Origin of the sequence: Kribbella jiaozuonensis (genome assembly GCF_005233875.1) — a bacterium.
Lineage (GTDB): Bacteria > Actinomycetota > Actinomycetes > Propionibacteriales > Kribbellaceae > Kribbella > Kribbella jiaozuonensis.
On the sequence record NZ_SZPZ01000004.1, the window covers coordinates 959,736 to 979,007 of the forward strand.

General features: G+C 67.7%; 18 protein-coding genes. 2 read left to right on the forward strand and 16 right to left on the reverse strand.

The annotated features are described in order from the left end of the window. Positions 1-46 precede the first annotated feature (46 nt). The 10 genes from FDA38_RS30580 to FDA38_RS30620 all read right to left on the reverse strand — a co-directional run bounded on the left by FDA38_RS30580 (position 47) and on the right by FDA38_RS30620 (position 11,039). A complete protein-coding gene (locus FDA38_RS30580) occupies positions 47-2,236 on the reverse strand; it encodes a RelA/SpoT family protein (protein WP_137257907.1) in 2,190 nt (729 codons plus the stop codon). A gap of 333 nt (positions 2,237-2,569) precedes the next feature. Continuing rightward, positions 2,570-3,109 (reverse strand): adenine phosphoribosyltransferase, encoded by a 540-nt coding sequence (locus FDA38_RS30585; protein WP_137257562.1) that lies wholly within the window; start codon positions 3,107-3,109, stop codon positions 2,570-2,572. Further along, a complete protein-coding gene (secF, locus tag FDA38_RS30590; RefSeq protein WP_137257563.1) occupies positions 3,109-4,299 on the reverse strand; it encodes a protein translocase subunit SecF in 1,191 nt (396 codons plus the stop codon). The genes FDA38_RS30585 and secF overlap by 1 nt, the downstream gene beginning before the upstream one ends. Then, entirely contained in the window at positions 4,299-6,053 is a 1,755-nt protein-coding gene (gene secD, locus FDA38_RS30595) for a protein translocase subunit SecD (protein WP_380091088.1), read from the reverse strand. The genes secF and secD overlap by 1 nt, the downstream gene beginning before the upstream one ends. An 84-nt stretch (positions 6,054-6,137) precedes the next feature. Beyond that, positions 6,138-6,596 (reverse strand): preprotein translocase subunit YajC, encoded by a 459-nt coding sequence (gene yajC, locus FDA38_RS30600; RefSeq protein WP_137257564.1) that lies wholly within the window; start codon positions 6,594-6,596, stop codon positions 6,138-6,140. Positions 6,597-6,830: 234 nt separating this feature from the next. Beyond that, a complete protein-coding gene (gene ruvB / locus FDA38_RS42735) occupies positions 6,831-7,883 on the reverse strand; it encodes a Holliday junction branch migration DNA helicase RuvB (protein ID WP_202877902.1) in 1,053 nt (350 codons plus the stop codon). Between the two features lie 3 nt (positions 7,884-7,886). Continuing rightward, entirely contained in the window at positions 7,887-8,489 is a 603-nt protein-coding gene (ruvA, locus tag FDA38_RS42740) for a Holliday junction branch migration protein RuvA (protein ID WP_202877903.1), read from the reverse strand. Between the two features lie 22 nt (positions 8,490-8,511). Then, positions 8,512-9,108 carry a crossover junction endodeoxyribonuclease RuvC gene (gene ruvC / locus FDA38_RS30610; protein WP_137257565.1) on the reverse strand — a complete coding sequence of 199 codons (597 nt, stop codon included), beginning with the start codon at positions 9,106-9,108 and terminating at the stop codon, positions 8,512-8,514. Between the two features lie 72 nt (positions 9,109-9,180). Then, positions 9,181-10,338 (reverse strand): GNAT family N-acetyltransferase, encoded by a 1,158-nt coding sequence (locus tag FDA38_RS30615; protein WP_137257566.1) that lies wholly within the window; start codon positions 10,336-10,338, stop codon positions 9,181-9,183. 179 nt (positions 10,339-10,517) lie between these two features. After that, positions 10,518-11,039 (reverse strand): hotdog fold domain-containing protein, encoded by a 522-nt coding sequence (locus FDA38_RS30620; RefSeq protein WP_137257567.1) that lies wholly within the window; start codon positions 11,037-11,039, stop codon positions 10,518-10,520. Positions 11,040-11,435: 396 nt separating this feature from the next. Here FDA38_RS30620 and FDA38_RS30625 point away from each other — a divergent pair, with 396 nt between their 5' ends. Then, positions 11,436-12,329, forward strand: a complete 894-nt coding sequence (locus FDA38_RS30625) for a methyltransferase domain-containing protein (protein ID WP_137257568.1) — start codon at positions 11,436-11,438, stop codon at positions 12,327-12,329. A 625-nt stretch (positions 12,330-12,954) separates the two neighbouring features. Further along, the gene (locus FDA38_RS30630; protein ID WP_137257569.1) at positions 12,955-13,776 is read left to right on the forward strand and encodes a hypothetical protein; all 822 of its coding nucleotides are present in this window, start codon (positions 12,955-12,957) and stop codon (positions 13,774-13,776) included. Positions 13,777-13,785: 9 nt separating this feature from the next. Here FDA38_RS30630 and FDA38_RS30635 read toward each other — a convergent pair whose 3' ends face one another. From FDA38_RS30635 to ngcE, 6 genes are read right to left on the reverse strand one after another with little or no spacing between them, the layout of a single operon-like run. Beyond that, positions 13,786-14,547 carry a YebC/PmpR family DNA-binding transcriptional regulator gene (locus FDA38_RS30635; RefSeq protein WP_137257570.1) on the reverse strand — a complete coding sequence of 254 codons (762 nt, stop codon included), beginning with the start codon at positions 14,545-14,547 and terminating at the stop codon, positions 13,786-13,788. Between the two features lie 33 nt (positions 14,548-14,580). Then, entirely contained in the window at positions 14,581-15,186 is a 606-nt protein-coding gene (gene pdxT / locus FDA38_RS30640; protein ID WP_137257571.1) for a pyridoxal 5'-phosphate synthase glutaminase subunit PdxT, read from the reverse strand. Next, positions 15,183-15,749, reverse strand: coding sequence for a DUF6891 domain-containing protein (locus FDA38_RS30645; RefSeq protein ID WP_233715016.1), 567 nt, complete (start codon positions 15,747-15,749; stop codon positions 15,183-15,185). Before FDA38_RS30645 ends, pdxT begins: the two co-directional genes overlap by 4 nt. A 9-nt stretch (positions 15,750-15,758) precedes the next feature. Next, positions 15,759-16,652, reverse strand: a complete 894-nt coding sequence (locus FDA38_RS30650; RefSeq protein ID WP_137257572.1) for a carbohydrate ABC transporter permease — start codon at positions 16,650-16,652, stop codon at positions 15,759-15,761. Beyond that, the gene (locus FDA38_RS30655; RefSeq protein WP_137257573.1) at positions 16,649-17,638 is read right to left on the reverse strand and encodes a carbohydrate ABC transporter permease; all 990 of its coding nucleotides are present in this window, start codon (positions 17,636-17,638) and stop codon (positions 16,649-16,651) included. Before FDA38_RS30655 ends, FDA38_RS30650 begins: the two co-directional genes overlap by 4 nt. 2 nt (positions 17,639-17,640) lie before the next feature. Beyond that, positions 17,641-19,053: an N-acetylglucosamine/diacetylchitobiose ABC transporter substrate-binding protein gene (ngcE, locus tag FDA38_RS30660; protein WP_137257574.1), complete on the reverse strand. Its 1,413-nt coding sequence runs from the start codon at positions 19,051-19,053 to the stop codon at positions 17,641-17,643. Positions 19,054-19,272 lie beyond the last annotated feature (219 nt).

Below are 19,272 nucleotides of genomic sequence, written 5' to 3' on the forward strand. Positions count from 1 at the left end.
CCCGAGACCACTCATAGACGCAGTGTCCCCGGCCCCTCAAACCGACCTACTGCGTCACCCGATACACGTCGAACACACCCTCGACCGACCGCACAGCCTTCAGGACATGACCCAGATGCGTCGGATCGCCCATTTCAAAGGTGAAACGGGACTTCGCGATCCGGTCGCGGGTCGTCGTCAGCGCCGCCGACAGGATGTTCACGTGGTAGTCCGACAGCACACGCGTGATGTCCGACAGCAAGCGCGCCCGGTCCAGCGCCTCGACCTGAATCGCGACCAGGAAGACCGACTGAGCCGTCGGCGCCCACTCGACCTCGACGATGCGCTCGGGCTGGGTCTTCAGGTTCTCCACGTTGGCGCAGTCGGCCCGGTGCACCGAGACGCCCGCACCGCGCGTGATCCACCCGATGATCTCGTCGCCCGGAACCGGCGTACAGCAGCGCGCCAGCTTCGACAGGACGTCCGTCGCACCCTTGACGATGACGCCGGCGTCGCCGCGGGCCGTACGCTTGCGGCGCTCACGACTCGCGGGCAGGCGTACGCCCTCGGACAGGTCCTCGGCCGCGCCCTCTTCACCGCCGTACGTCTCGATCAGACGCCGTACGACGGCTTGTGCGCTGACGTGCTGCTCGCCGACAGCGGCGTACAGACCGGTGACGTCCGGATACCGCAGGGAGTTGGCGACCGCGGTCAGGGTCTCGTGCGACAGCAAGCGCTGCAGCGGCAGGCCCTCCTTGCGGAGCTGCTTCGCGATCGCGTCCTTGCCGTGCTCGATCGCCTCGTCGCGGCGCTCCTTGGAGAACCAGTGCTTGATCTTGTTCCGCGCGCGGGGGCTCTTGACGAACGTCAGCCAGTCGCGCGACGGACCCGCGCCCTGTGCCTTCGACGTGAAGACCTCGACGACGTCACCGTTCTCGAGGGTGCTCTCCAGCGGAACCAGGCGGCCGTTGACGCGGGCGCCGATACAGCGGTGCCCGACCTCGGTGTGGATCGCATACGCGAAGTCGACCGGCGACGAACCGGTCGGCAGCGACATCACGTCGCCGCGCGGGGTGAAGACGTAGACCTCGGAATTGTTGATCTCGAACCGCAGCGAGTCGAGGAACTCCGACGGGTCGGAGGTCTCCCGCTGCCAGTCGACGAGCTGCCGGACCCAGGGCATGTCGTTCGGACCGCCGACGTCGGTGGTCGGCGTGGCGGGCGCGACGGAGCTCGGGTCTTCCTTGTACTTCCAGTGCGCGGCAATGCCGTACTCCGCGCGCCGGTGCATCGCGAACGACCGGATCTGCAGCTCCACCGGCTTGCCCTGCGGGCCGATCACCGTGGTGTGCAGCGACTGGTACATGTTGAACTTCGGCATCGCGATGTAGTCCTTGAACCGGCCGGGGACCGGGTTCCACCGCGCGTGCAGTATGCCGAGGGCCGCGTAACAGTCACGGACCGACTCGACCAGGACCCGGATGCCGACCAGGTCGTAGATGTCGCCGAACTCGCGGCCGCGGACGATCATCTTCTGGTAGATCGAGTAGTAGTGCTTCGGCCGGCCGGTGACGGTCGCCTTCACCTTCGCGGCGCGCAGGTCCTCGTGGACCTGGTCGATGACGGAGGCCAGATACTCGTCGCGGGACGGCGCGCGCTCGGCGACCAGCCGGACGATCTCGTCGTACACCTTCGGGTGCAGGGTCGAGAACGCGAGGTCCTCGAGCTCCCACTTGATCGTGTTCATACCCAGCCGGTGGGCCAGCGGGGCGTAGATCTCCAGCGTCTCGCGGGCGATCCGCTCCTGCTTCTCCTGCCGCAGGAACCCGAGCGTGCGCATGTTGTGCAGCCGGTCGGCGAGCTTGATCACCAGGACCCGGATGTCCTTCGACATCGCGACGACCATCTTGCGGATCGTCTCGGCCTGCGCGGACTCGCCGTACTTGACCTTGTCCAGCTTGGTCACGCCGTCGACGAGCATGGCGATCTCTTCGCCGAAGTCGCGGGTCAGCTCCTCGACCGTGTACGGCGTGTCCTCGACGGTGTCGTGCAGTACGGCGGCGCACAGCGTCGGCGCGGTCATACCGAGCTCGGCGAGGATCGTGGCGACCGCGAGCGGATGCGTGATGTACGCATCGCCGCTCTTGCGCAACTGGCCGGTGTGGTACTTCTCGGCGGTCCGGTAGGCGCGCTCGATCAGCCCGAGATCAGCCTTGGGGTGCGTCGCACGGACGACCCGGAACAGCGGCTCGAGCATCGGCGCGCGGTTCGGATGCCGGGTGCCGCCGAGGCGGGCGAGCCGGGCACGGACCCGGGCCGGCGCGATCCGCGGCGGCTGGACCGGTGGGGTCGCGGCCTGGGCAGGCGGTTGGGACGCAGGCGTCGGCGAGACCGGGCGCACCGGTGACGGCGCGCGCGGGGGCTCCTGCGGTACGGCGTTCGGCACCGCAGATGTCATCGCCGGGTCTTCGCCCACGTTTGTGTCCCTCCGCCGACAGACCACCAGTCTAGAGGTCGTTGCCCAACCAGGCAGACCCGCCTGTGGACAACACGCCGGGTCAGCTCCCGACTGCGGAGAGTTTGCCCGATTTCAGACCGTCAACAGAGAGCTGACCTGCTCGCCCTCGAGCCGCTTCCGGCCCGGGAGGAACGAGAGCTCGAGCAGAACCGCCGTACCCGCGACCTCGGCGCCGCAGCGGCGGATCAGCCGGAGGCAGGCCTCGACCGTGCCGCCGGTAGCGAGCACGTCATCGATAACCAGGACCCGGTCACCGGGCGTGAACGCGTCCTGGTGCACCTCGATGGTCGCCTCGCCGTACTCCAGCGCGTACGACTCCTCGTACGTCGCTCCCGGCAGCTTGCCCTTCTTGCGCACCGGCACGAACCCGGCACCGAGGGCGAGCGCGACCGGGGCGGCCAGGATGAACCCGCGCGCCTCGATGCCGACCACCTTGTCGACCACCGGGTTGCCGTCGTCGTCCGTCCCCGCCGCCGCCAGTGCCTGCACCACCTGCGCGAAGCCGGTGTGGTCGGCCAGCAGCGGGGTGATGTCCTTGAACACCACCCCCGGCTGCGGGTAGTCCTGAATATCGCGAATGCCGTCGGCAAGAACCTGCTCGAGCGACCGCATCACTTACCGCGCTTCGACCGCGGCTTGCGCGTCGGCTGCGGACGCCCGGCCGCCGTCGCCTTCATCGGCCGCGTCGACGGGGTCGGCGCCGTACCGGTGGCCCGATCCGCCTTCCGCGGTGTAGACGTCGGCGTGTCCTGTACGGCGGAACGCGGCGCGGCTCCCGCCGTGGCCACCGCGACCGGGGCCGCCGTGGCTGCAGCGGCCGTCTGGGCCTTCTTCGCCGACACGCGCTTGTTCAGCGCCTTCATACCCGGCTCGCGCTCCTTGAAGACCGCGAGCAGCGACGGCGCGATGAAGATCGACGAGTACGCACCGACGGCGATACCGACGAACAGCGCCAGCGACAGGTCCTTCAGCGGGCCGGTGCCGAGCACGACCGTACCGACGACGAGGATCGCGCCGACCGGGAGCAGTGCGGTGACCGTGGTGTTGATCGACCGGACCACCGTCTGGTTGACCGCGAGGTTGGTCGCGTCGGAGTACGTGAACCGGTTCGACCCGGTGATGCCGCGGGTGTTCTCGCGGACCTTGTCGAACACCACGACGGTGTCGTACAGCGAGTATCCGAGGATCGTCAGTACGCCGATCACGGTCGCCGGTGTCACGTCGAAGCCGACCAGTGCGTACACACCGACGGTGATCGTGACGTCGTGGATCAGAGCGATGATTGCGGCCATGGAGGCCTTGGCTTCTCGGAAATACAGCCAGATCACCGCGAACACCAGGACCAGGAACACGATCAGCGCGAGAATCGCCTTGTTGGCGATCTGCTGACCCCAGGACGCGCCGATCTGCTGCGAGGTCACCTGCTCGGCGGGGATGCCGGCTTCCTTGGCGATCGCCGCCCGCACGTTGCCGACGTCGGCCTGCTGGAGGGGCTTGGTCTGGACCCGGACCTTGTTGTTGTTGATCGTGGTGACGACCGGGTCGCCGAGGCCCTTGGCGTTGGTCGCCTTCACCGCGGCGGTGAAGTCGTCCACAGTGCTGTCGGTGACCTTCACGGCCGCGTCGTACTCGACGCCGCCCCGGAACTCGATACCGAGCGCCAGACCGCGGGCGAACAGACCGCCCAGCGAGATGACCACAAGGGCGATCGAGAGGCTGAACCAGAACTTACGATGGCCGATGAAGTCGTAGGAGACCTCACCGCGGTGCAGCTTGGCACCGATCTGTCCGAGCTTCGACATCAGACCTCCCCTCCGAGCGGCTTGCGCGTCGACGGCGTCTTCCGCGGCCGGGCCGACGGTTTCGTCTGTCCTGGTAGTCGTTCGACGCCGAGATGCTCCGGATCCAGGCCGGACAGCTTGTGCCCGTGGCCGAAGAAGTCGGTCCGGGCCAGCAGCGTGACCATCGGCTTGGTGAACAGGAACACCACGACCAGGTCGATCAGGGTGGTCAGGCCGAGTGTGAACGCGAACCCGCGGACGCTGCCGATCGCCAGCACGTACAGCACGATCGCGGCGAGCAGCGAGATCGAGTCGGCCGCGATGATCGTGTGCTTGGCTCGGGCCCAGCCGGTCTCCACCGAGGAGCGCAGACTGCGGCCTTCACGCACTTCGTCCCGGAGTCGTTCGAAGTAGATGATGAACGAGTCCGCGGTGATACCGACGGCCACGATCAGACCGGCGATACCGGCCAGCGTCAGCGTGAAGCCGATCGCCTTGCCGAGCAGGATCACCAGTGACCCGGTGAGGATGCCGGCGACGACGAGTGAGAACACCACGACGATGCCCAGACCGCGGTAGTACAGGAAGCAGAAGAGCACGACCAGGGCGAGGCCGATCAGACCGGCCCAGATACCCGCGGAGAGCTGGTCGCCACCGAGCTGCGGCGACACGGTCTCGACCGAGGAGATGTCGAACTTGACCGGCAGCGAGCCGTACTTCAGCACGTTGGCCAGGTCGCGCGCCTCGGCCTCGGTGAAGGTACCGGTGATCTGCGCCTGACCACCCGGGATCGGGTTGTCCACGCTCGGGGTCGAGATGGTCTTGCCGTCCAGCACGATCGCGAACAGGTTCTGGCCCTGGCCCCGCTGCGAGATGTTCTGCGTGGCCTTGAGGAACTTGCTGCCGCCCTCGCTGGTGAACTTCAGGTTGACCTGCCACTGCAGACCGTTCTGCGGGATGCCGGCGCTGGCGTCCGACAGGTCGGTACCCGCGAGGATCGCCGGGCCGAGCAGGTACTTGTACTGCCCGTTCTGGTCGCAGGAGAAGATCGCCGTCTTCGGGTTGTCGACCTGCTTGTCGCCGCACTTGAACGTCGCGAACGCCGCCTGCGTGGCCGCGTCCGGCGTGTAGTTCAGCGGGTCACCGGAGGCAGTGGCCGGTGTCGACGGCGTCGCGGCCGGCGTGCTCGGCTTCGGCGTCGTGCTCGCCTTGGGGGTAGGCGTCGGCGTCGCGTCGGCGAGCGCGCTGGTCCAGGCCCGGCCCTTCGGCGTACTGCTGGTGGTCGGCTTGATCGTGGTGCTCGCCTTCGGCGTGGTGCTTGCCTTCGGCGTCGTCGTCGGCTTCGGCGTGGTGCCCGGAGTCGGGGTCGGCGACGGAGTGGGCGCCGGCGCGGTCGCCTGCGCGCCGAGCACGATCCGGAAGTACAGCAGGGCGGTCTGGCCGACCTGCGACACCAGGGATTCCTTCGTGGCGCCCGGAACGGCCACGTTGATGTGGTTCGTCCCGGAGGTGGTGATGTCGGCCTCGGCCACACCGGCGCCGTTGACGCGCTGGCCGATGATGTTCTTCGCCTCGTTCAACTGGTCGGCAGTCACCTTGCCCTTGCCGTCGAACGTGCTGGCGGTCAGCGTGATGGTGGTACCACCGCGCAGGTCCAGTCCGAGCTTGGGCTTCCAGGTCTTGGTCAGCGCCATGATGCCGAACAGCAGGACCACGACCACCGCCAAGGCGATCAGGCTCCGCCCGGGGCGGGATGTCGACGAACTCGTTGCCACGTCAGATTCAACCTTCGTACTTCTGGGCGCGCCGCACCGTCAGGTGGACGCCGAACGCCGCGCCGCAGGCTGGTGGGACGGAATTCAGTTCTCGGTGTGCGTCGGCGGCAGCTTCGGCGTGTCCTGCACCTTGCCGTCGGCCTTGTCGCGACCCGTGTCCGGTACGTCGACGCGGGAGGCGTCGGCCGAGGTCTCGTCCGCGGAGTCGGCGGCTGCCTCGTCGGCGCTGTCGGCGTCGTCGGCGGTGTCCTCTTCCGGGACCACCCGGCCGATCGCGGCCTTGACGACCTGAACCAGCACGCCCTCGGAGATCTCGAGCGTCACGTACTCGTCGTCGGTCTCCTCGACGATGCCGACCAGGCCGCTGGTGGTGATCACCTTGCTGCCCGGGGCGAGCGCGGCGACGGTGTCAGCCTGACGCTGGCGCTGCTTCTTCTGCGTGCGGCTCATGAACCAGATCATTCCGACGATCAGGATCAGCGGTAGCAGCAGCGTGATGCCGCCGCCCCCGGAGGAGGCCATCGGTACGGCGAGGAGTTGCATCGGGTCTCAGAATCCTTTGTCGATCGGCAATACGGGCGTCCGGCACGCTCTGCTCGAAGCGTGCAGGTCGCAGCGGAATGACCTGGAGGTCAGGCCACCGGGGAGTCTAACCCTGAGCGGCAACAAGTACCTCATGACACCGGGTCACGTTTGAATTACTCAGTACAGAAGTAACTACGCTCCGGCGCCCGCGGACGTTCCCCGAACGTCCGCTGTTCAGTTGGGTCGAACTCCTTAGTCCTCATCGGTGTCGAAGAGCGTGTCGGCGAACGTCGCGCCCTTCGGGACCTTCAGCCCGATATGCCGCCAGGCCGCGGGCGTGGCGACGCGACCGCGCGGCGTACGGGCCAGATAGCCCGACCGGACCAGGAATGGTTCGGCCACTTCCTCCACGGTCTCACGTTCTTCGCCTACCGCAACCGCGAGCGTGGAAAGACCGACCGGTCCACCCCCGAAACGACGGCACAAAGCGTCGAGAACGGACCTGTCGAGCCGGTCGAGGCCCATTTTGTCCACTTCGTACAGCTCGAGGGCCGATTTCGCCAGCGCGAGAGTGATGATGCCGTCGGCTCGTACCTCTGCGTAGTCACGGACGCGGCGGAGCAGCCGGTTCGCGATCCGCGGCGTACCGCGGGAGCGCGACGCGATCTCGGCCGCGCCCTCCGGGGTGATGTCGACCTCGAGCAGCGCGGCCGAGCGGTTGACGATCTTCTCCAGCTCGTCGGACTCGTAGAACTCCAGGTGACCGGTGAATCCGAACCGGTCCCGCAACGGCCCCGGCAGCAGACCGGCGCGGGTCGTCGCCCCGACGAGCGTGAACGGCGGGATCTCGAGCGGGATCGCGGTCGCGCCCGGGCCTTTGCCGACGATCACGTCGACGCGGAAGTCCTCCATCGCCATGTACAGCAGCTCTTCGGCCGGCCGCGACATCCGGTGGATCTCGTCGAGGAACAGTACTTCGCCCTCGCTCAACCCGGACAGGATCGCGGCCAGGTCGCCGGCGTGCTGGATCGCCGGGCCGCTCGTCACGCGCAGCGGGGCGGACAGCTCGCTGGCGATGATCATCGCCAGCGTGGTCTTGCCCAGACCGGGTGGGCCGGACAGCAGCACGTGATCAGGCGCCCGGTTGCGCCCCCGGGCCGCGTGCAGCACCAATTCGAGCTGCTCGCTGACCCGGCGCTGACCGCCGAACTCGGCCAGGGTGCGCGGCCGGAGCGCGGACTCGATCTTGCGTTCCTCGAGATCCACCGCATCGGCGGACACCAGCGGCCGGACGTTGTCTTCCATCTCTTACGCCTTCGAGAGCACGCGCAGGGCCGCGCGCAGCAGGTCGGGGACGGCCGGGTTGGGGCTGTCGGCGGCGAGCGGTGACACCGCGGTGACCGCGTCCTCGGCGTCGCGGGCCGAGTAGCCCAGACCGACCAGACCGGCGGCCACCTGCTCCCGCCACGCCTCCTGCGTCTGCAGGGGCCGGCCGGTCACCGTCTTCGACGGCGCACCGATCTTGTCCTTCAGCTCGAGCACGATCCGCTGGGCGCCCTTCTTCCCGATACCCGGCACCTTCACGAGTACGACGAGATCCTCGGTCGCGACCGCCTGGCGCAGCTGGTCGGGGCTGAGCACCGCGAGCGCCGCCTGGGCCAGCTTCGGGCCGACGCCGGATGCGGTCTGGAGCAGCTCGAACAGGTTCTTCGCGTCGTCGTCGGCGAACCCGTACAACGTCAGCGAGTCCTCGCGAACCACCATGGACGTGGAGATCCGGGCTTCCTGCCCCGGCCGCAGACCGGCCAGCGTGCCCGGGTCGCAGTACACCTGCAGGCCCACTCCCCCGACCTCGACGACGGCGCAGTCCACTCCGATGGCCGCCACCGGTCCACGTACAAAGGCGATCATCGCCAACCTCCCGTTCCCGTGCTCACCGCTTGCCCTGCTGGGCCGCCGCCGCGGCCCGCAATCTTGCCACCTGCAGACGGGACTGCGCCTGCGCCAGAGCCTCCAGATTCGACCGGCTGGAGGCGGCCTCCTGCAGCTTGCTGGCCACGCCGCCGCGCCACACCTGACAGATCGCCAACGCCAGCGCGTCGGCGGCGTCGGCAGGCGTCGGACGCTCGCTCAGCTTGAGGATCCGGGTGACCATCGTGGTCACCTGCTCCTTGTCCGCGCGACCCGATCCGGTGACCGCGGCCTTCACCTCGCTCGGCGTGTGCAGCGCGACCGGCAGCCCGCGACGAGCCGCGACGACCATCGCCACTCCGGAGGCCTGCGCCGTCCCCATCACGGTCCGGACGTTGTGCTGCGCGAACACCCGCTCAACCGCGACCGCGTCCGGCTGGTACTTGGCGATCCACTCCTCCAGCTCCGCCTCGATCTGGACGAGTCGCTTGGACACGTCCAGGTCGGCCGGCGTCCGGATCACGCCGACGGCGACCAGCGCAGGGGGCTTCCCCGGCGTACCCTCGACGACGCCGAGGCCGCACCGGGTCAGTCCCGGGTCGACGCCGAGCACCCGCATGGACCACCTCCGAACGTTTGTTCGATAACCCTAGACGGCGGTCTCGCGACTGACGAAATCGACGCGCCGAACTCAGAAGTAGTCGAGCATGTACGGCGTCGGTCCGGCGAAGACGGCATCGAGCGCGGAGTCCGTGGCGGGCGCTCCCCCGGTGATCAGCCCGGCCCCGCGGAGGGCGGCAACCGGCGTACCGGCGTACAGCGCGGCCAGTCCACGAGGGCCGAGGCGAAGGCCATCGGCCGGGTTGTCCGTGGGCTTGAGGCTGCCGGATCCGTTGGCGACCGAGAGGTGCCAGTCGCCGGTGTTCGCGGTCAGGTCGGGGTCGTCGATCCGCAGGTCGGTCTCGAGTACGACGCCGTCCGGGAAGCCGCGCGTCGCGATCGCGGCGGGAGCGTCGGTGAGGCGGAGCATCCAGCGGTTGATGCGGGTGTCGCCGTCCGCCTCGTGCTCGGCGAGGAGATGGATCGGGTCGAACGGCGGGCAGTACGCCTGGACCGACTTCGCGATCGACGAGCCCGAGCCGACGGTCGCCCACAGCGCGCGTGCGGTCTCCTCGGAGCCGGCGATGAGTTCGTCGACGGCCAGGGCGCCTTCGGACCAGTTGTAGACGACGAAGCCGTCGTCGGCGACGTACGCGAAGTTGTCTTCGTCCTCCAGCCAGGACTCGACCTCAGTACGCGGCCAGATCAGCGGACCGCTCGAACGCCTTACCTCGTGGTTCTTCGCGGCGAGCTCCAGGAACAGGGCCGCATCAGCACGACCCGCCTTCCGTACCGCCGTACCTTTGCCGCCCAGCGTGCGCAGGTCGGCGGCCTCGAAGGAGAACTTGTACCTATTACCCGCGAACTCGTAGCCCAAGTGCCGGTAGAGCACAGTCGTCGCGGGATAGAGAGCCGTCAGCGGATACCCCTTGTCGACGCAGCGCTTCAGCACCGCACGCATCATCAGGCTGCCGACACCACGACCGCGGTACTCCGGTGCAACGACGACGCCGGCCACCCCACCCATCGGGACCCGCCGCCCACCCCACCACTGCTCAAACGGCCAGATCCGCGCCGCCGCAACGAGCGCGTCCCCGTCGACCACACCGAGGAACCGCCCGTCCATGAAGGTCAGCGCATTCTTCTGCCACTCGTCCCGATCCCCACCAGGCCCGAACGACCGAATCCGCACCTCCCACACGGCATCCAACTGCTCCTCGACAACGTCCACCACCCGGAGTTCAGTCACCCGCCGACCCTACGTCCAGGCACACCACTCATGCGGACCCATTTGCCGCCTGTTGCCACCGTGTTAGCCGACCAGACCTACTTACCGCGGCGCTCCGCCTGATCGGTAGACCTACTTACCGTTTGCGCGCGCCTGGTCGGTAGACCTACTTACCGTTGCGCGCCGCCTGGTGGGTGGACCTACTTCTTGCTAGCCGACCCGTCCTCGGACATGTTGTCGCTCCCGAGCCCGTCGGCGGACGGCTTCTTGTCGGTGACCCAGAGATGGATGACTCCTTCGACGACCACCGTGCCGTCGTCCCGGGTCGCCTTCACCCGCACCGGCACGTCAGGCCCGGCGGTCCAGGTATCCGGATCGGTCTCGGCCGAGCAGGTCAGATCGGTTGTCGACTTGGCGAGGTACGAAACCTCCATCCCCTTCGGCAACCACCGCTTCCCAGCCGGCACCGTCGCCTCCGCCAACGCCCCCATCGCCGCCTCCAACCCGTTGCACACAGCAATCGCATGCACGGTCCCGATGTGGTTCAACACCGCCCGCCGCTTAGGCAACCGCAACGCCGCAAAGTTAGGACTGACCTGCACAAACCGAGGCCGCACCGACCGAAAGTACGGCGCCTTCCACGCAAACCCCCAAGAAAACACCAACTCCCCACCCGGCACCCCACGCAACCGCTCCCACAACCCCAACACCTGACTACCCATCCCCACATGTTACCCACGAGTCACATCCAAGGTGAAGAGCCAGGATGTACTGCTCCACCAGCTGCGGCCCGCCCCGCGTACGGGGTCTCCTCCCCAACGGCTGCGTCGACGGTCTGTGGGTCGGTGAACGACGCAGCCCTTCGTGTCTTATCTGAACAAGGTGTTCGCGAACGGCGGCTTCCCCGGTCCAGTCGACTCCCCAGACGCCTGGTGATAGAGGAGCCGACAAGCCCAACGACTGCCCGCTCTAAACCGGTCTGCGTCGCGTGCCTCGGCTTCGTAGCAGCGGCATATGAGTCCACCGTGCCGTGGGATGCATGGGGTTCGCTGGCTGTGTGAGATGTGCCTCTTGCGTGGTCGTGGCGCTGGTGGGCTGGGGAGGTTGACGATGTTGGGATGACCTCCTCGTCTCGCCAACAGCATGCCGGTGGCCGACCGGATTCGAATCGCGACACTGGCGCACTCGGCGGAGAGTCCGCTCCCGCTAGTGGATATCTGCTGGACAACGCGCGGGTCGAGGCCGGTGAGCGGTTCGTTTGGTTGGCGGAGTTGTTCGACGGCGTGACGCGTGGGCACTTCGAGCGGCTCGGGGTTGGGGCCGGCTCGCGGTGCTGGGAAGTGGGGGCCGGGGGCACCAGTATTCCGGAGGCGCTGGCGGCGACCGTGGGTCCGACCGGGTATGTGCTGGCTACGGACATCGACCCGTCGTGGTTGAAGGCGGGTGACGGGTACGACGTACGCCGGCACGACGTCGCCGCTGATCCGGCGCCGGAGCCGGGGACGTTCGATCTGGTGCACGCGCGGCTCGTGCTGGTCCATGTGCCTGATCGGGCTCGGGCGTTGGCGACGATGGCGGCGGCGTTGAAGCCCGGCGGCTGGCTGCTGATCGAAGATGCAGATACTGCTCTGCAGCCACTCGCGTGCGTGGACGACAGCGGCCCCGAGCAACAGCGCGCCAACCGGCTCCGCGACGCGATCCGGGAACTGCTGACGCGCCGAGGCGCAGACCTGCGCTACGGCCGGACCCTGCCACGGGCGTTGCGCGAGGCCGGCTTGGTAGACGTCGCCGCGTCGGGCTCGTTCCCGGTCGGCGGCCCGGCCTGCAACCGGCTGGAGGCCTCCACAATCCGGCACGTACGCCGCGAACTACTCGAGGCCGGCCTGACCGACGCCACCGAACTCGACGCCCACCTCGCCGCCATCGACGCCGGCAAACTCGACCTAACCCTCGCCCCACTGATCTCAGCCTGGGGCCGCCGCCCGGAGAAGCAGCCGCCCACACACGGCTAGATGCAGATGCAGGCGTTGTCCGTTCCGGGGTATCGGCGTCGGACTCCGGCGGACACGCGCGCGAGACGGATCTACCCCGCCGAAGGCGGCCAACAGAACAGCCGCCGCGAAGCGGCGACCGCTCCAGGCGACAGGCGGACGACTCCGCCACACACGATCACGCGACACGACGGTCCGCGCCCGGCCGAAGGCGGCTAACAAGACAGCCGACGCGAAGCGGCGTCCTATCCCGGCGGCGAGCCTGGTACGCCGGCGGACACGCTAGCGAGCGGGGTCCGCACCGCCGAAGGCGGCCAACAAGACAGCCGAAGCGAAGCGGCGTCCTTTCCCGGTGGCGGCGTGGGACGCGGCGGACGTGCGAGCGGGCGGGGTCCGCTCCGCCGGAGGCGGCTAACAAGACAGCCGACGCGAAGCGGCGTCCTTTCCCGGGTGGCGGGTGTGGGACGCCGGCGGATACGCGAGCCAGCGAGGTCCGCGCCGCCGAAGGCGGCTAACAAGGCAGCCGACGCGAAGCGGTGTCCTTTCCCGGGTGGCGGGGGTGGGACGCCGGCTTTTGGTTGGCAACTTTTGGGGGGTGGGGGGCATCTTTCTGGTAGTTGTGTCTTCGTTTTGGGGGGAGAGCGGGATGGTGGGGAAGCGGTCTGGTGTGGGGGCTGTCGCGTTGATGGCGCTTGTTGTGGGGTGTGGTGGGCCCAAGGATGCGGGTGACGATGCGCTGGGGAGTACGCCGACGCCCGCGCCGTCGCAGTCCTCGGTGCCGACTCCGGTCAGGCCTTCAACGGTCGCCACGGACACACCGTCGGCGATCTTGGACAAGCCGACCATCGGTGTGCCGTCTTCGGGCAGCGTCGCGGGTCTGTCGGCAAAGGTGATCCTTGCCAAGACTCAGGCTGCCGCGAAGGCCGCAACCAGTGTGCGGATGAAGGGTGCCGTGTCCGACGGTAAGGAGCGGATGGTGCTCGACGTTCGGGTCACCAAGAACGGTGGCCAGGGGTCGATCACGACCAGCGACGGTGGGATGTCGGTGATGGTGATCGGCAAGACGGCGTACCTGAAGATGAGTAACAAGTTCTGGCAGTCGCAGACCAAGTCCAAGGCCGAGGCGGACGCCATCGTCGGGCTGATCGCCGGTCGCTGGATCAAAACGACGATGAGCGACAAGGATCTCGGCAACTTCGCGCTGTTCGCCAGCAAGGCCGAGTTCTTCGACACGCTGTTCGAGCCGAGCGGCGCGGTCAAGAAGACCGCACCCAAGACCGTCGACGGCGTCCCCGCGATCGGCCTCGGCGACGGCGACGGGACGCTCTGGGTCGACACCGCCACCGCGCGCCCGGTCAGCCTCGAATCCGGCAGCGACAAGCTGAGCTTCAGCGAGTACAACCAGGTCACAACGCCGAAGGCCCCTCCGGCGAGTCAGGTGATCGACGGAAAGGCCCTCGGGATGTGACGTTCGGGGTCAGCCGACCTCGGCCATGATCTCGTCGGAGACGTCGAAGTTGGCGTAGACGTTCTGTACGTCGTCGCTGTCCTCGAGGGCGTCGATCAGGCGGAAGATCTTGGCGGCGCCGTCGGCGTCGAGCTCGACGGTCATCGACGGGACGAACTGGACGTCGGCAGAGTCGTAGTCGATGCCGGCGTCCTGCAGGGCCGTCCGGGCCGCGACCATGTCGGTGGCCTCGGTGACGACCTCCCAGGAATCGCCGAGGTCATTGACCTCGTCGGCGCCGGCCTCGAGCACGGCCTCCATCACGTCGTCCTCGGACAGCGACTTCCCGTCCTGCTCCTTGGCGACGACGATGACGCCCTTGCGGTTGAACAGGTACGCGACCGAGTTCGGGTCGGCGAGCGAGCCGCCGTTCCGCGTCATCGCCGTGCGGACGTCCGCGGCGGCCCGGTTGCGGTTGTCGGTCAGACACTCGACCAGCATCGCCACGCCGTTCGGGCCGTAGCCCTCGTACATGATCGTCTGGTACTCCGCGCCGCCCGCTTCCGCACCGGATCCGCGCTTGACCGCGCGGTCGATGTTGTCGTTCGGGACCGAGGACTTCTTCGCCTTCTGGATGGCGTCGTACAGGGTCGGGTTCCCGCCAGGGTCGCCACCGCCCATCCGGGCGGCCACCTCGATGTTCTTGATCAGCTTCGCGAAGAGCTTGCCGCGCTTCGCGTCGATGACGGCCTTCTTGTGCTTCGTGGTGGCCCACTTGGAGTGGCCTGACATGGCGAACCCAACCCTTCTACCTACAACCTCGACTCAGAGGGTCCGGACCAGCTCGGCGAAGTAGCCGTGCAGCCGCGCGTCCCCGGTCATCTCCGGGTGGAACGACGTGGCGAGCAGCCGGTCGTGGCGGACCGCGACGATCCTACCTGCGGCAGGGCCCGACCTCACCGTCGAGAGTACCTCCACGTCCGGCCCGACCCGCTCCACCCACGGTGCCCGGATGAATACGGCGTGGTACGGCGCCTCGAACGCGGCTCCCAGCCCGGGGAACTCCAGGTCCGCCTCGAACGAGTCGACCTGCCGCCCGAACGCGTTCCGGCGTACCGTCACGTCCAGCCCGCCGAGGGTCTCCTGATCGGCCGTCCCGCCGGTGATCTTGTCCGCGAGCATGATCATCCCGGCGCAGGTGCCGAACACCGGCATCCCGTCCGCGATCCGCTTCTGCAGCGGCTCGAACAGCTCGAACGTCCGCGCCAGCTTGTACATGGTGGTCGACTCGCCACCCGGCAGCACCAGCGCGTCGACCTGCTCGAGCTCGGACGGACGACGCACCGGACGGCCCTCGACACCGACCTGTGTCAGCATCGCCAGATGTTCGCGCACGTTCCCTTGCAGCGCGAACACGCCGATGACCGTCATAGCGTCACCCTTCGTTGCCAGTTGACCGTGACCTCGATCCGGCCCTCGTCGAAGACGGCCGGCAGGTCGTTGCGGTGCAGCAGCTCGAGTACGTCGTCCAGCAGCGGCTCGCCGGGCGCGACGTTGGCGGTGTCCGGGTGCCAGAGCTTGAGCTCGAGCATGCCGAAGTCGACCGCGTGCCAGACGTCGGTGTCGGTGAAGAACAGCAGCCCCTGCGGGCCCTCCGCGGCCTCGAGCACCTGCCGGGCCTCATGGTGGTCCGACGTGTACCGAACCACCACGACGCCCAGCTGCTCGAGCTCCGCGAGTACTGCGTCCAGCCGGTCGGTGTCGGTGCTCGCCGGCCAGGTCTCGGCGTCGGCGTTGACGTCCATGACTGCCTCACCGATCAGCAGCGGCACCAGCGCGTCCGCGTCCATCGCCGGTGCGTCCTCGCGGACCGCCTCCGTCAGTGCGGCGGTGATGGCGGCGTGGTCGGCGTACCCGGACCGCACCAGGACGCGGGCCAGGCCGCGCAGTTCCCGGGCGGTCCGTTCGTCCACCGACTGCAGGTTGCTACTCACTTACCCAGGCTACTTCACGCCTCCGGCGGTGACCGAAACCTGCAGCTGACGCTGGAAGATGATGTAGACGACCAGAACCGGCGCCACCGTGATCACCACGGCCGCGAACAGCGCGCCGAAGTCCACCGCATAACCGGCCTGCGACGCGAACGACGCCATGCCCTGGGAGAGCACGTAGTTCTTCGAGTCGGTGTTCAGGGCGACGGGGAGCAGGAACTGGTTCCACAACCCGAGGAAGTTGAAGATGGCAACCGACGCCATCCCCGGCCGCGCCATCGGCAGCATCACCGAGAAGAACGTGCGCCACTCGCCGGCCCCGTCGATCTGCGCCGCCTCGTAGATCTCGCCCGGCAGCGCCTTGAAGAAGGAGTGCAGGAAGAAGACGGTGAACGGCAGCGCGAACGCGACGTAGGTGACGATCAGCCCAGGCAGGGTGTTGAGTAGGCCGAAGTTCTTCAGCGTGAAGAACAGCGGCACGATCGCCAGGAAGACCGGGAACGTCAGGCCGGCCAGCATCGAGTAGTAGATCAGCCGGTTACCGGGGAACGTGAACCTGGCCAGCACATACGCACACATGGCGCCGAGGATCATCACCAGCACCAGTGCGCAGCCCACGACGATCACGGTGTTCGCGAAGTAGCGACCGATGCCGGCCGTCGTCCAGGCGTTGGCGTAGTTCTCGAACCGCAGCTTGTGCGGCAGCGTCAGCGGGTTGCCCAGGACCTCCTGCGTCGACTTGAACGAGGACAGCAGCGTCCACAGCAGTGGGAGGATCACCAGCAGCGACCACAGGATCAGCGCGATGTGGGCGGTCGTGGCGACGCCCTTGCCCTCGCGCGACCCCTTGCCGGGTACGCGGGACTCGGCGACCAGGTCGGCCCGGTCGGCGGTAGTGGTTGTCATCGTCGTACCTTCCGCTCACGTCCGCCGGTCAGGGCGTTCACGACGAAGACCAGGAGCGCGAACAGCATCGTCACCGCGGCCAGGACCACGCCCATCGCGGTCGAGTAACCGAACTGCCCCTTGGTGAAGGCAGTGGTGAACAGCTGCTGGGGCATGACCAGGGTCGAGTTCTGCGGCCCGCCGCCGGGGTTCAGCGCCTGCATGTAGACGAAGGCGTCGAGAGCGGCGATACCGAGGTAGATGTAGGCCGTCTGCACGTTGTCCCGGATCAGCGGCACCGTGATGGACAGCGCCGTACGGAACCGGCCGGCGCCGTCGATGCGGGCCGCCTCGAACACCTCGGGGTCGATCCCCCGGATGGCGGCGATGAACAGCACCATGTAGAAGCCGACGAAGCCCCAGATCATCACGAACATCGAGGCAGGCATCGCGGTCCGCGCGTCACCGAGCCAGGCATAGTTCTCGAACTGGTGCAGCCCGATCTTCGACAGGACGGCGTCCAGGATGCCCGAGCCCGGCGTGAACACCTGGGCCCAGATCAGGCCGATCACGATCGCGGGGATCACGTACGGGAAGAACGAGACGATCCGGTAGTAGCCGGAATTGCGCAGCCCGCGGACGGTCCCGGTGCCCGAGCCGCCGATCGTCACCAGCGTGGCCAGTGTCAGCGCCAGCACGATCGTCACGATCGGCACGACGATCGCGAGCTCGATGTTGTTGCGGACGGCCTTCAGGAAGATGTCGTCGTGGAACAGCTTGACGTAGTTGTCGAAGCCGATGAAGTTCTGCCCCGCGCTGAAACCGGACCAGTCGGTCAGCGAGTAGTACAGCGCCTGCACGAACGGCGAGACCACGAAGACCACAAACACCGCCAGCGGCAGGCCGAGGAACACGACCATGAAGCTGACCCGGTCGAAGGTCAGCGGCCGGCGGCGCCGGGGGGCGGGTCGCTTGGACCCGCCCTCCGTCACGACATCTTGCGTCATGGTCACTTGGTGACCGGAATCTTCTTGACGGAGCTGTCGTTCCGCACCTTGTCGGTGATCTGCTGCAGGCCCTTGGTCAGGCCCGCCGCGTCCAGCTGGCCGGACAGGAACGAGTTCCAGACCACCAGCTGGTCGGTGTTCATGCCGTACAGGCCGAACACCTGGTAGTCGAAGACGTTCGTGCCGGCGGCGTCCAGCATCGCGGTCTGCGACTGCAGCGCGGTCGAACCGAAACCGTCGGCGGGCACCAGGCCCTTGACGATCGTCGGCGCGAGCCGGGTCTTGGCGAAGTTGGTCGCCGCGTCCTTGGACAGCATGGCCCGCAGCAACTCCTTGCCGCCGGCGGCGTTCTTGCCCTTGGCCGGGACGATGAACGGCTCACCGGCCGCCGAGCGCAGCGACTCGTACGGGAGCTTCGGGCTCTCGGTCAGGGTCGGCTCCGGGACGCCCTTCATGTCGAAGCCCGACTTGGTGGCCTTCTTCATCTCGTTCTCGATCCACGAGCCCGAGGGGTAGAGGATGGCCTGCTGGTCGTTGCTCCACTTCGCCTGCGCGGCGGTGAACTGCGTACCGGCGCCGCCGGGCACGAAGTACCCGTTCTTGACCATGGTCTCCATGGCCTTGAAGATGCCCTGGAACTGCGGCATCGACCAGCAGTTCTCCTTAAGGTTCTCCAGCGCCAGCCGGACCTCGTCGCCACCCTCCTTGATGGCGCCGTCGACGGCCATCGTGTGGTAGTAGGTGGCGGCTTCCTTGCCCCAGACGAACAGGTACTTGCCCTTGGCCTTGGCCTTGGCGCCGAGGTCGAGCAGGCCGTCGTACGTCTTCGGCGGCTCCCAGCCGTTCGCCTTGAACAGGCTGTCGGAGTACCAGATGCCGTACAACGTCAGCACGTAGTTCATCGCGACGAACTTGCCGTCGAAGGTACCGGGGTTCTTGGCGCCCGGGTACAGGGTGTCGGCGATCTTCGTGCCCTCGTAGTTGTTGGCCTCGAAGACATCGTCGAGCGTCGCCAGCTGGTCCAGGATCGTGTTGAAGCCGATCTGGTTCGCGCCGGAGTTGTCGATCAGGTCCGGCGGGTTGCCGCCGACGAAGCGCGGCTGCAGCTGCTGGGCGATCTGGGTGGACGGGGCGACCTTGAACGTCGATCCCGCCTGCTTCTTCTGCGCGATGTCGGCCGCGAACGTCACGTAGTCGTAGCCGTAGCCGCCGTTGAAGATCACCGCGTCGACGCTCGACTTGTCCGCCATGCCGAACGGGTTGTCCGCGCTCTTCGCCCCGCCCTGCGAGGAGTTGTCGTTGCTGCTGCCGCTGCCTGCGCAGCTGGCCAGCACGCCACCGAGGGGAAGCACCGCGGCCGCCGCCAGGCTCCCTTTCAGGAGACTCCGTCGTCCGATCTTGCTGGTCTCGCTCATTTGGTCCTGCCTCTTCTCACTAGTTTCCCGACGGTGCTCATGACACCTGCCCCTTGTGGTGAGCCTCCCCCGCTTCGCAGCCGGCCAGCGCTCGTCGCGGCTCGTTGCCCACGTATCAGCCGCACGATATTGGCAACGAGGCGCACTCCGACGCGCTGCTGCCCGAGGCGATTACGCATTGTCTTTGCCAAAGTCGTTCGACGTCAAGCCTCGCCACGG

Excerpts from the sequence above, each read along its gene's own strand:
- FDA38_RS30580 (WP_137257907.1), bottom strand. The coding sequence starts at position 2,236 with ATGCTCGAGCCGCTGTTCCGGGTCGTCCGTGCGACGCACCCCAAGGCT.
- FDA38_RS30585 (WP_137257562.1), bottom strand. The coding sequence starts at position 3,109 with ATGCGGTCGCTCGAGCAGGTTCTTGCCGACGGCATTCGCGATATTCAG.
- secF (WP_137257563.1), bottom strand. The coding sequence starts at position 4,299 with ATGTCGAAGCTCGGACAGATCGGTGCCAAGCTGCACCGCGGTGAGGTC.
- yajC (WP_137257564.1), bottom strand. The coding sequence starts at position 6,596 with ATGCAACTCCTCGCCGTACCGATGGCCTCCTCCGGGGGCGGCGGCATC.
- ruvB (WP_202877902.1), bottom strand. The coding sequence starts at position 7,883 with ATGGAAGACAACGTCCGGCCGCTGGTGTCCGCCGATGCGGTGGATCTC.
- ruvA (WP_202877903.1), bottom strand. The coding sequence starts at position 8,489 with ATGATCGCCTTTGTACGTGGACCGGTGGCGGCCATCGGAGTGGACTGC.
- ruvC (WP_137257565.1), bottom strand. The coding sequence starts at position 9,108 with ATGCGGGTGCTCGGCGTCGACCCGGGACTGACCCGGTGCGGCCTCGGC.
- FDA38_RS30620 (WP_137257567.1), bottom strand. The coding sequence starts at position 11,039 with ATGGGTAGTCAGGTGTTGGGGTTGTGGGAGCGGTTGCGTGGGGTGCCG.
- FDA38_RS30625 (WP_137257568.1), top strand. The coding sequence starts at position 11,436 with ATGACCTCCTCGTCTCGCCAACAGCATGCCGGTGGCCGACCGGATTCG.
- FDA38_RS30630 (WP_137257569.1), top strand. The coding sequence starts at position 12,955 with ATGGTGGGGAAGCGGTCTGGTGTGGGGGCTGTCGCGTTGATGGCGCTT.
- FDA38_RS30635 (WP_137257570.1), bottom strand. The coding sequence starts at position 14,547 with ATGTCAGGCCACTCCAAGTGGGCCACCACGAAGCACAAGAAGGCCGTC.
- pdxT (WP_137257571.1), bottom strand. The coding sequence starts at position 15,186 with ATGACGGTCATCGGCGTGTTCGCGCTGCAAGGGAACGTGCGCGAACAT.
- FDA38_RS30650 (WP_137257572.1), bottom strand. The coding sequence starts at position 16,652 with ATGACAACCACTACCGCCGACCGGGCCGACCTGGTCGCCGAGTCCCGC.
- FDA38_RS30655 (WP_137257573.1), bottom strand. The coding sequence starts at position 17,638 with ATGACGCAAGATGTCGTGACGGAGGGCGGGTCCAAGCGACCCGCCCCC.
- ngcE (WP_137257574.1), bottom strand. The coding sequence starts at position 19,053 with ATGAGCGAGACCAGCAAGATCGGACGACGGAGTCTCCTGAAAGGGAGC.